This window comes from Acinetobacter sp. ANC 4910 (genome assembly GCF_004331035.1).
In the GTDB taxonomy this organism is placed as follows: Bacteria; Pseudomonadota; Gammaproteobacteria; order Pseudomonadales; family Moraxellaceae; genus Acinetobacter.
On record NZ_SJNT01000007.1, the window covers coordinates 13,663 to 25,249 of the forward strand.

Annotated in this window: 12 protein-coding genes; 6 read left to right on the forward strand and 6 right to left on the reverse strand. The window is 38.2% G+C overall.

Annotated features, from left to right (window positions below; genetic code table 11):
• Positions 1-65: 65 nt before the first annotated feature.
• The 4 genes from E0H82_RS09130 to E0H82_RS09145 form a co-directional block, all read right to left on the reverse strand.
• Positions 66-1,208 carry a ribonuclease D gene (locus E0H82_RS09130; RefSeq protein WP_131264347.1) on the reverse strand — a complete coding sequence of 381 codons (1,143 nt, stop codon included), beginning with the start codon at positions 1,206-1,208 and terminating at the stop codon, positions 66-68.
• A gap of 239 nt (positions 1,209-1,447) precedes the next feature.
• Positions 1,448-2,044, reverse strand: coding sequence for a recombination mediator RecR (gene recR, locus E0H82_RS09135; RefSeq protein ID WP_116760801.1), 597 nt, complete (start codon positions 2,042-2,044; stop codon positions 1,448-1,450).
• Between the two features lie 56 nt (positions 2,045-2,100).
• On the reverse strand, positions 2,101-2,430 hold the full coding sequence (locus tag E0H82_RS09140) for a YbaB/EbfC family nucleoid-associated protein (protein WP_116760803.1): 330 nt from the start codon (positions 2,428-2,430) through the stop codon (positions 2,101-2,103).
• Positions 2,431-2,457: 27 nt separating this feature from the next.
• On the reverse strand, positions 2,458-3,645 hold the full coding sequence (locus E0H82_RS09145) for an O-succinylhomoserine sulfhydrylase (RefSeq protein ID WP_131264348.1): 1,188 nt from the start codon (positions 3,643-3,645) through the stop codon (positions 2,458-2,460).
• Between the two features lie 143 nt (positions 3,646-3,788).
• Here E0H82_RS09145 and E0H82_RS09150 point away from each other — a divergent pair, with 143 nt between their 5' ends.
• The 5 genes from E0H82_RS09150 (at position 3,789) to E0H82_RS09170 (ending at position 8,589) form a co-directional block, all read left to right on the forward strand.
• Positions 3,789-4,880, forward strand: coding sequence for an alpha/beta fold hydrolase (locus E0H82_RS09150; RefSeq protein ID WP_131264495.1), 1,092 nt, complete (start codon positions 3,789-3,791; stop codon positions 4,878-4,880).
• 10 nt (positions 4,881-4,890) lie between these two features.
• Positions 4,891-5,763, forward strand: coding sequence for an NAD(P)-dependent oxidoreductase (locus tag E0H82_RS09155; protein ID WP_131264349.1), 873 nt, complete (start codon positions 4,891-4,893; stop codon positions 5,761-5,763).
• A gap of 724 nt (positions 5,764-6,487) precedes the next feature.
• The gene (locus E0H82_RS09160) at positions 6,488-6,757 is read left to right on the forward strand and encodes a YARHG domain-containing protein (RefSeq protein ID WP_131264350.1); all 270 of its coding nucleotides are present in this window, start codon (positions 6,488-6,490) and stop codon (positions 6,755-6,757) included.
• A 44-nt stretch (positions 6,758-6,801) separates the two neighbouring features.
• Positions 6,802-7,221 carry an HIT family protein gene (locus tag E0H82_RS09165; protein ID WP_131264351.1) on the forward strand — a complete coding sequence of 140 codons (420 nt, stop codon included), beginning with the start codon at positions 6,802-6,804 and terminating at the stop codon, positions 7,219-7,221.
• A 252-nt stretch (positions 7,222-7,473) separates the two neighbouring features.
• Positions 7,474-8,589 (forward strand): porin, encoded by a 1,116-nt coding sequence (locus E0H82_RS09170; protein WP_131264352.1) that lies wholly within the window; start codon positions 7,474-7,476, stop codon positions 8,587-8,589.
• Between the two features lie 37 nt (positions 8,590-8,626).
• On the opposite strand, the gene E0H82_RS09175 is transcribed toward E0H82_RS09170, so the two are convergent.
• On the reverse strand, positions 8,627-10,027 hold the full coding sequence (locus E0H82_RS09175) for a methylenetetrahydrofolate reductase C-terminal domain-containing protein (RefSeq protein ID WP_131264353.1): 1,401 nt from the start codon (positions 10,025-10,027) through the stop codon (positions 8,627-8,629).
• Positions 10,028-10,175: 148 nt separating this feature from the next.
• Positions 10,176-10,646, reverse strand: coding sequence for a DUF6231 family protein (locus E0H82_RS09180; RefSeq protein ID WP_131264354.1), 471 nt, complete (start codon positions 10,644-10,646; stop codon positions 10,176-10,178).
• 32 nt (positions 10,647-10,678) lie between these two features.
• On the opposite strand from E0H82_RS09180, the gene E0H82_RS09185 reads away from it, so the two are divergent.
• Positions 10,679-11,551, forward strand: coding sequence for a DUF2797 domain-containing protein (locus E0H82_RS09185; protein WP_131264355.1), 873 nt, complete (start codon positions 10,679-10,681; stop codon positions 11,549-11,551).
• Positions 11,552-11,587: the final 36 nt, after the last annotated feature.

The window sequence follows — 11,587 nt, forward strand, 5'->3', positions numbered from 1 at the left end:
AATGATTATTAACGCAGCAGTCGTCAATTTGTCTAAGTGTCAATTCTTTAAACAAATTTGAATGACTATTGTGCAACTTGCATTTGTGTAGATAAATATTGCTGATCTGCATGTAATACTTGAATGAGCGGCTTGGTCAAAAGCTCATAGCGCCATCCTAGTAAATAATTTGGCAAATCTTGTTCAGCGCGCCCAGACACAACATGCTGATACACAGCATTGAGCCACTTTTTACGCAGTAAGACTTCCTTAGGAACCATTGTTTCATTCACCACATTTTGAATGACCGCGTCGACCTTATTACCAATTTCTTTAGACGAGTGGCGAATTGGACGTGCCATGCGTAATGGCCATTCTTCTTGAGCTGGTAAAAACTTCAATAAATCTAAAATGGTTTTCCCGTGCTCACGTAAAATATTCTGACGAATATCTTTGATGTTGCACAATTGGAAATGATTTTTTGGATTCTTCTCAACCAAATCAATCATGCTTGAATTTTTAAGAATAAAACTACGCGGTTGATTTAGTGCTTTAACCATCTGCTCACGCCAAACTGCCAATTGCTGTAATTGCATGAGTTCACGGCGTGAATGTCGATAATTTCCAATATCTTGATAGAGCAAAGCCAGTGGAGTTTCTTGACCAATTTCATAGGTCAGATTTCGGCAGTCTTCCTGAGCAAAATCTAACAAGTGCTTTTCTTGCAACTCAGATCTAACTTTTTGTGCCAATGCCATAATATACAGCACGTCATTCGCAGCATAATTGAGTTGTTCCGGCGACAGCGGACGTGCCAACCAATCTGAACGGGTCTGATCTTTATCAATATCGACATTGAGCATTTGCTTCAGAGCATTTTGATAACTGACTTGCAAGCCATGACCCAAGAATGACATCCCAATTTGGGTATCAAATACATTACTCAGTGACTTATCTTTTGCGTAATGATAAATCAAATCAATGTCTTCACCACAAGCATGAAACACATTCAACTGTGCATTAAATATTTTTTTCCAGAACCCACTTAAATCTAAAGTTGTTCCATCTAACAAGTAGACTTGGTCAGCAACGTTAATTTGGAACACCCCAAGCTTTGGCCACAAGGTATCCACTTTAATAAACTCTGTATCAAGCCCATAAATGGAGTTTTCATCCATGATGGACAAAAAGTTATTTAAATCTGTTTGGTGCTGAATAAACTGAAACATACTGCCGAGTCTAGGAATAGATTCTCTAAAAAGGTATCTTACCTTATATATAACAATTATCTATAAAAATTTTAATTTTCTACTAAAGAATTAGTTCAATTTTAGTATATAAGCTCTATTTATCTGTTTATTGATACTTTTTTTATATCATTGATTTTTATAAAATATACCAAGCGTTAAAATAACATTCAAAAGTTAAAGTACCGCCCCTCTAAAATAAGCATGAAACAAGTATTCACTTATTTCATGCGCATCCGGTTATGTACAGCCTGACTTAAGGTATGGCTGTCGACATACTCAAGCTCCCCCCCTTGTGGCACACCTTGTGCAATTCTTGTCATATGCACTGGCAGATGCTTACAGGCTTCAACCAGATAATGTGCGGTTGCTTGACCTTCAACAGTCGCGTTGGTTGCAAGAATCACTTCTGTAATTTTGCCATCTGTTAAGCGATGTACCAAATGCGGTATACCAATTTCGTCTGGTCCAATACCATCCAGTGGTGACAAATGTCCACCTAAAACATGATATTTACCGCGAAAACTTCCGCTTTGCTCAATTGCCATGACATCTGCTGGAGATTCCACTACGCACAATAGCTGGTCATCACGCTCAGTTGATAGGCAAATATCACACACTTCTTCCTCTGTGAGTGAATGGCAAACACAACACTCATGAATGTGATTTGTCGCCTCTGTCAAAGCATGGGCCAAGCCCACTGCACCTTCCCTATTTTTCATAATCAGATGCAATGCCATACGTTGTGCAGACTTTGGTCCAACACTTGGCAAAATTCTTAAAGCTTGAACCAATTGTTCAAATCGATCACTAAACACTGTTATTCCTATATAAAAATACCTCCCTAAAAAGGGAGGTAAGCAACCACTTGGGATTAGAACATTCCCGCAAGGCCTGGTGGCAAGCCCATACCCGAACTCGCACCTTTTAAGCGCTCTTCAGAAATAACTTCTGCCTGACGTGCAGCATCATTCATTGCAGCCGCAATCAAGTCTTCAATCATATCTGGATCATCTTGCAACAATTCAGGATTAATCTCGATGCGTTTTACTACATTACGGCAAGTCATAGTTACCTTAACCAAACCACCGCCTGCTTCTGCATGAACTTCAGTCTGTGCAAGCTCCTCTTTGGCTTTTTTAAGATTAACTTCCATATCTTTTTGCATGCGTTGTGCTTGTTGCATTAGCATATTAATGTTCATAAAAATCTCCGAACATAAAATTAAAAATTAGATTAAGTCTAAACCACGTGCGATATCACGAATAATATCATCAATATCTTCTAAACCAACAGAAACACGAATTAAACCTTCACGAATACCCGCTGCCTGTTTAGCCTCAGCCGACATTCTGCCATGCGACGTAGTCGCAGGATGGGTAATCGTTGATTTAACATCACCCAAATTACTAGTAATCGATAAGAAGCGAGTGTTGTCGATAACCGTCCAAGCCCCTTCACGCTCGCCTTTCACCACAAAAGAAACCACACCACCAAAACCAGATTGCTGTTTCTTTGCCAGCTCATGTCCTTCATGGTTTGGTAAACCTGCGTAGTACACTTTTTCAACATTCGGATGTGCATCGAGCCATTCTGCTAATTTCTGTGCACTGGCACAATGTGCTTTCATGCGTAAACTTAAAGTTTCCAAACCTTTTAAGAAGATCCACGCATTAAACGGGCTCATAGAATTACCGAGTGTACGAATAACACCGTTAATTTCTTCAACCAATTTATCCTTACCCACAACCGCACCACCTAAAGCACGACCTTGACCATCAATATATTTCGTTGATGAATAGATAATCAGGTCTGCGCCGAACTTAATTGGTTGCTGTAAGATTGGGGTACAGAAAGTATTATCGACTGCAAACAAAGCATCATGTGCATGGGCAATATCAGCAATCGCCTGCATATCACCCACTTGAGCCAATGGGTTCGACGGTGTTTCAATAAATAAAAGACGCGTATTAGGACGAATCGCTTGTTTCCAACCGTCTAAATCTTCCAAGCCTACAAATGTTACATCGACACCAAATTTGATGACATATTTTTCAAAGAGCGAGATGATCGAACCAAAGACAGCACGTGAACACACGACATGATCACCAGCTTTTAAATAGGCCAAAGTTACAGCATGAACAGCTGCCATACCTGAACTAGTCGCCACTGCACGTTCAGCACCATCTAATACAGCTAAACGTTTTTCAAATGCCTGTACAGTTGGGTTGGTATAACGTGAGTAAGTATTGCCTTCAATTTGTCCTGAAAATTTGGCTGCTGCATCTGCCGCATTTTCACATACGAAAGAAGATGTTAGAAAAATTGGCTCACTATGCTCACCTTCAAAAGTACGTGTGTGACCGGTACGAATCGCTAAAGTGTCTAATTGATATTCGATGTCGTCGTATTGGCTCATTTCTACGATTCAGTTCTCAGAACTGCCTTTGTGAATAATTGCCAACATTTTGAGCGTCTACGGCATTTCAGGTCAAGGTAAAATGTAAAATTATCGTTTAGACTTCGAACAAATCTTCATGTAGGTCAATAAATATGCCCACGATGACAAAACTAAAACAACGGATCGCCAGTCAGAAAGTCCAACTCAAAAACTTATCTACCCGCATCTTTAAGCAACATTCACTTATTCTGTCTGAAAGCACACCTTATGAAATTGTCGCCTACAATGATTATGCTAAAGTGCGTTACTACCCAGCTATCTCAAAGCATTATCTAGAACCTCTAGTTTTTGTTGCCCCTTTTGCCATTAATATGGCGATATATGATTTGTTTCCTTATCGGTCTTTAGTAAAGCATTTTCAAAATAAAGGCTTTGATGTGTATTTAGTTGAATGGAAGCAGTTTCGCTTTCGTGACCGACATATTCATTTTCTTACCATCGTCGACTACGCACTGCCTGACTGTATTAACAAGATACGCAGTCATGCTCAATCTGAGCAAATTTCACTCCATGGTTGGAGTATGGCGGGCATTTTTGTTCTACTTTATAGTGCCTTGCAGCAGCCTAATTTTGTTAAAAATTTAATAGTTTTAGGCAGCCCAATCGATAGTTATGCATCAGGATTCATTGGTAAAATTAATCAAAATATGTATCAACTTATCCAAAAAAATGCATCACTCAATCAACTCTTGTTTTCAACCAATATTCCAAAAAAATTTACTCATACGCCAGGGCGTTTAAATTCTATTGGTTTTAAAATTCTAGATCCTAAAGGCTGGTATGCAAGTTATAAGACGCTTTTAAATAACTTGGATGATTTGGAAACCATCAGTGAAAATGCCACAATTAGCCAATTTCTCAATAATATGATTGATTACCCTGGTGGGATTAACCAAGACATGATTTTTAAGATTTGGCTGAAAAATGAACTAAAAAATGGGGTTATTCAGCTTAAAGATAAACAAATCAAATTAAATTCAATTACTTCGTCCTTATTGATTGGCGCAGGTCAAACCGATCAACTTGTTACAGAAGCAGCAATAAAACCATTATGTGAATTGACAAACAGCCAAGATGTCACGTTTACTCTTATCCCCGGAGGGCATTTGGGTTTAATGTCAAACAAGACAAGCGCTGAACATTTTTGGCCCAAACTCACTTCGTGGTTAGAACAAAGATCGACAAAGATATAAAGGAAAAATTATGATTCATTCAGTTGCTTTTATCGGTTTAGGTGCTATGGGCTATCGCATGGCAGCTCATCTCCCTAAACATTTTGAAACCGTGTTTGTTTGGAATCGTAATTTTTCCAAAGCCGAACAACATGCAACTGAATACGGAACCCTTGCCGTATCTTTACAAGATGCAGTTAAAGCAGACATCATTTTTTCTTGCCTTCCAACCAGCCAAGATGTTGAAGCGCTTATTTCTGGACTAGAATTAAAAGCAGGTAGTATTTGGATTGATTGCACGAGTGGTGTACCAGAGTCTGCTAAAAATCTGGCAGAAGCTTTACAGACACAACAAGTGACTTTCTTAGATGCTCCTGTCAGTGGTCAAACCATTGGAGCTGAAAATGCCACACTAACTGTAATGGTGGGTGGTAATGCTGAAGCATTCGAAAAAGCCCTCCCTGCCTTACAAGCGATTGGAAAACTCATTAAGCATGTGGGCAACTCTGGTGCAGGTTTCGCCGTGAAAGCAGTCAATAATATGCTTCTTGCAGTGAATCTCTGTTCTGTTGCCGAAGGCTTTACCACGTTAAAAGCACATGGTGTTAATTTGGGTGAAGCACTGGATTGCATTAATGCATCTAGCGGTAAAAGTGGAGTGACTGAAACCGTACTACCTCAACGCGTTTTAAACCGCAGCTTCCCTCTTACCTTTGCTTTACCGTTGTTAGCAAAAGATACAGGTATCGCTCTAGATTTAGTCCGTGATGCTAAACTTTCAGCACCTGTAATTGCATTGACACAAAGTCTGATACAAGCAGCAAGTGATCTTTCACCTGTAGAAAGTGATTTTTCTAGTGCTGTAAAATTATATGAATCTTGGAGCAAAATTACGTTAGAGTAATTTTTCTATTTAAAATAAATAACTTATACTTATTTTTATTCCATATCGTAAAGTATTTTGAGTTCTCTGGAATGCCTATGAATTTTTAGATTTCACTAGACATTCCAGAGAACCAAATCTTTCACTCTGTTTTTACGTCTTCATTATTGAAAATATTTTAGCAGGCACTCAAGATAAACCTACCGAAGATTTAAATGACCGTAAGTTAGCAGATGATTCAAGATTGGTTTGATATTATTGATAATCAGAATTATTGGTGGTGTAAATTTTCTTCTGTTTGGAATTATTAGCTTCAACTTCTAATTTATTAATATTAAGCAGTTATAAAAATTTTAAATACAAAATTGACCAATTAACCCATTATATTTAAGTCATTTTTAAATTTAAAAATGGTAATTTCTCGTGTTAGATCCGATTTACAAATAAGCATAACAACTTGAAATTAATAGTCACTTTACAAACCCCAAATGACTAAAGAATTTTAGCGCAATTAACTTACAAATAATGCAACATACCGTAGAACGACTAGATATAACTACAACCCCAAAATTAGCCCTTTGTTATCAATTTAACTTTACAAAACTATTGATACATATAAATTTTACCTATCATGTTGAGTAGAATTACGTTAGAGTAATTTATTGCCATTGAAGATGACAAATTAAACCCCAATATTGTAATCAGGTATTAAACATATACTGTTACAAACCATGAGGAAACTCTTATGAGTAAGTTGCTTATTGCTTGTCTTGCAGGTTTATCAACTTTTATTAGTGCGAATTCTTTGGCTGCAACGCCAGAGCAAGAGTGTCAGAAACTTAAAAATGATCATGATGTAATTTATGCATCTAAAGGTTTCTGCTTCAAAGACCCTGAAGCAAAAGCGAAGTTTGGTAATGACAACTGCTACACCACCAAACCTAAATTTTCAGATAAAGAGCAGCAACGTCTTGACGAAATCAAAGCACGTCAGAAAGAACTAAATTGTAAATAACAACTGAATTCCCTCCTTCAATGGAGACTGTTAAAGGAATAATTATGGCTTACGATGATCAAAATATTTTTGCAAGAATCCTACGTGGAGAGCTTCCTGCAATCAAAGTGTATGAAGATGATCAGGTTCTTGCTTTTATGGATATCATGCCGCAAGCTGAAGGACACACCCTAGTCATTCCTAAAACTCCAGCAGTAAACTTGCTCGATCTTCCAGCTGAAACCGCTGCTTACACCATTCAGGTCACACAAAAAATTGCACGTGCAATGGAAAAAGCACTTGGCGTAGATGGCATAATCTTAATGCAATTAAGTGGAGCTGCTGCCGGACAAACTGTTCCGCACATCCACTTTCACCTTATCCCAACCAATGTACATCAGTTAGGCAAGCATGCTGCACAAATGGGTGATCAAGAAAAGATTAAAGCGCAGGCTGAAAAAATTAAAGCTGCTTTAGAAGCATAATTTGATTATCTAAACAACAAATGGAGCCATTCGGCTCCATTTTTTTACTTAAGATAAAAAAACAAAATAAAACTGAGAGTTATCCAATCACATCGCGTCATCAAACTGTCATTTAGTTTTCACTTTGCTGTCACAAAGTTTACAGATACTGCATAGCAAGTTGGTGAGCTATGTAACGAATTGTACAGAAGCGAGCTGAAAATAAGAGTTTGTAGGCACTTGCCATAAAAATCGTGTTTTGGAGAAATCTCAATGAAAAAATTGCTACTTGCTGCAGCAGTCACAACTTTAAGCTTAAACGCAGCACAGGCAGCGCCAACATTGTACGGTAAACTAAATGTATCGATCGACAATGTTGATAACAAAAGTTTTGATGGCAAGAGTGATGTCACTGAAATCAACTCTAATGCTTCACGCTTCGGCATTAAAGGTGAAGAAAAGCTAACAGAAAAGTTATCTGCAATCTATTTAGCAGAATGGGCAATCGCAACTGATGGTTCTGGTTCAGATACAGACCTCAGTGCGCGTAACCGCTTCATCGGTTTAAAAAGTGATGGTATCGGCGCGCTAAAAGTAGGTAAATTTGACTCTTACTTCAAAACTGCTGCTGGCAATAATCAAGATATCTTCAATGACCACACAATTTTAGATATTACCAACACCATGTATGGTGAAGAACGCTCAAACAACGTTCTAGGTTTTGAATCTGACCCTAAATTACTTGCTGGCTTATCATTCAATGTAATGTTCCAACAAGGTGAAAGTTCTTCTAGTGTAACAGCTGGTTCAACAGGTAATGATGATAAACGTGATGGCTTTGGTGATGCTGTTTCAGCTTCAGTCAACTATGAAAATAAAGACTTAGGTTTGGCACTAGCTGTAGCAGGTAACTCAGGTATCCAAGGTAAATACAACGCTTACAGCTTAAAAGATATTTACTCTGATGCTTACCGTGTGACAGGGTCTTATGATTTCAGCACTATTGGTCTTAAAGGTCTTGTACTTGGTGGCTTGTGGCAACATGCTGAACCTAAAGATGACTTAACTGCTTATAACACGGGTAAAACAGATACTAATGGTAATGCTGTTACTGCAAACTACAAAGGCTTAGAAGAAGATTCTTGGATTACAGCAGTAACTTACAAAATCGGTAACACACCTTTTGCTGTAAAAGGACAATACCAATCGGCAAAAACTGCACGTGATGGTCATGACGATCGTACGATTGATCAGTATGGTATCGGCTTAGACTACAAAATTAACAAACAAGCACGTTTCTACGGCATCGTAGCACAACAAAAACGTGATTGGTTAAGTGATGACGACAAACGCACTGTAATCGGCACAGGTATGGAATACAACTTCTAATCCCAATCACTTTAAAAAACACGCTTCGGCGTGTTTTTTATTTGGGATTAAACCAATTTACCCAAGAACTCGTTCCTCGCGACTCAATTGGAACAGTATCAATCATGCGCTTTTTAAGCACATCAACTTGATCCACTTGCTGTGCTAAACGTGCTTTTACCGAGTGAATACACTCTCGATCTCCAAACTCACAACGATCTAAAGTTGTGCCTCCACAAGGACCATTTGCCAAGCCTTTAGGACAAGTTTCAGGACAAATATATAAAGTATCCGCAAGGCGACACTGACCACAACTTTCACAGCCTACAACGCCGTGTTTAGATAAGTATTCAGACTTTATAAGTAATTTATTGGCAAAATGACCAGACCAAAGCTTAGGATTAAAAAATTTGCTTCCTACGTTCCGTGCAATCTTGGAATCAAACATTGAATCATGCATAAACTGCATACTTTTATACTTGAGCACCTGTTCCGTAGATGGTTTTTCTTGAAACACATCAGGCTTAGACTTTAGTTCATCCCCCGACTTCAATTGATGCAGTTCACTCCAAATCTGCATACATTGATCAAAACTTAAATCCCTAAAACAAGTTAGAGCCTGTTCTAACTTTTGCTGCTCTTCGGGTTTATGGCAGGCAGATAAATGCACACCCGCAAATCCCCAAGAACGGCAAATTAAAATCTGCAAAGCGCAACGTGCATAGACATTTTGTTCTGCAAGCACAGCATCAATGCTCTGTTCTTGTTGAAGTAACTGCAAAAGATGTGGGGTCAAAACAATTCCTGCAACTTTTTGCTTGAACATAAATTCTGCACGTGCAGCAGTTAATGGCATTACACAAGCAAACAAATCAATCTTTGAATGCTGATTTGCTAAATATTGCTTCGCTTCTTTTAATGCATCCAAATCAAACCCTAATTGGGTTACAACATAGTCTGCCCCTGCCAACACTTTTTTATCCAATTTATAATATTGGGCATCATGCTCAGCTTTCGTATATTTAAATGGATTTAGCGCCACCCCAACTTTTATTTCAGGCGCGAGTTTTTTGGACTGCATCACAGCATTCACGGATTCTAAATAACGCGTCCGTGAAAAATTTATATCCTGACCATTTTGATGATGCTTTAATTTATCACCTGTTAGCAACAACACATTCGAATAACCGTGTACCTGTGCCGCTCGAATAAATTCATTAAAATCAGCTATATCTCGCCCTTTACCAGAAAAATGTAAGATTTTCGGAATCTCAGCAGCATAATTTTGAGCAATTACCAATGGCTCAGGATCATCATCGGTACGTACACGATCAGCAATCGTCATTGTGACTGGATAGCCACCTATGCACGATGGGACCGGCTGTGTATGCTTGGTCGGTAAGTATTCTAGAAAAATAGAAAATGGCTGATTTTGCAAGGAATCAGTAAGTAAAGGCATCATATCTGGAAGATGTGTGACAAATGTCAAAAAAAGGAAAGCAGCTTATTATAAAAGATGAAAATGCTCATTGGCAAAATAAATAATGAGCTTGTACAAACTTAAAAAGTACAAACCCATTTTTACAATTCTTTCCCAAATGTAGAAATTACCAGCGAAATTTATTCCAGTTTTCAGGATTCGCCCAATATTTCGAGTTAAACCAATCTGGGACATGTTTATAATTTAGAATATTGAATTGCCATATTGCCATATCATGACCCTGCGCTGACTTTTCAATGAGCTGAGTAAAACCAAGTGAACGCATTAATTTATGATCTTGCTCATTCGTGACCACAACTAACTTTTTCGCCATTAAATCTCGTAACTTTACTAAAAATTGTGCTTTGGTCGTATCTGATAAGCTGCTCATCTCTAGGTTATCGAGTACAACAAAACCCAAATCATAACGTTGCGTAAAAGGCAGACTTAGAAACTCAGTTACGTTAAAATAAGTCCAACGAATTGATTGATTCTGGTCATATTGCTCTAAATTTTGACCAATACACAATGCAGTTTGAATAGGCTGTTCCTGAGATAAATCGTCTAGCATAGAAGTGATGACATTCTGTTCAGCCATAACTGCATCCTTATTATTTGAGTGAGCTTTTCATGGAACTACAAGGCATTTGCCATAAAATGCATGCAGGTCTCAAGGACCTTAGTGTAACTGATCAACAGACTCGCAAGGCAAATGTTGAATATAAATTTATCCTAGATCGTGCAGAAATTGAGCTTCCATTCAGTCTAGGCCAAGAAATTGAGTTGGAATGGACTGGAAATATTTCTTGTGTTTCTTGCGGCAGCAAAACACCGAAATCCTATTCACAAGGGCATTGTTTTAAATGTTTTAAAACTAAAGCTTCTTGCGACATGTGTATTATGAAACCTGAGACATGCCATTATCATCTCGGAACTTGCAGGGAAGATAATTTTGCTCACGAAGTCTGTTTTCAACCCCATATTGTATATTTAGCCAATTCTAGCGCTTTAAAAGTAGGAATCACTCGTCTTGGACAAATGCCAACACGCTGGTTAGATCAAGGAGCTACCCAAGCCCTTCCAATTATGAAAGTTGGTTCTCGTCGCTTATCTGGTCAACTCGAAATCATGTTTGGAACTCAAGTTGCCGATAAAACTGACTGGCGCAAACTCCTAAAAGGTGAAGCTGAACCTTTAAATTTAATTGAAGTGCGTGAGCAATTGATTGAAGAATTTTCACCTAAAATTCAAACTATACGAGATGAATTTAGCCAAAATCTTGAATTCAACGAAACTGTTGAATTGCTTGAAAATGAACAGCCTCGTGAGTTCATTTATCCTGTCGACCAGTATCCTGAAAAGATTAAGTCACACAATTTGGATAAAACCCCAATCATTCGCGGCAAGCTGCAAGGGATTAAAGGACAATATTTACTGCTAGATACAGGTGTGATTAACATCCGTAAATATACGGGCTATGAAATTATTCTTCGCGCTGAATAATTTCATAGACATAAAAAAACCAGCCTAGGCTGGTTT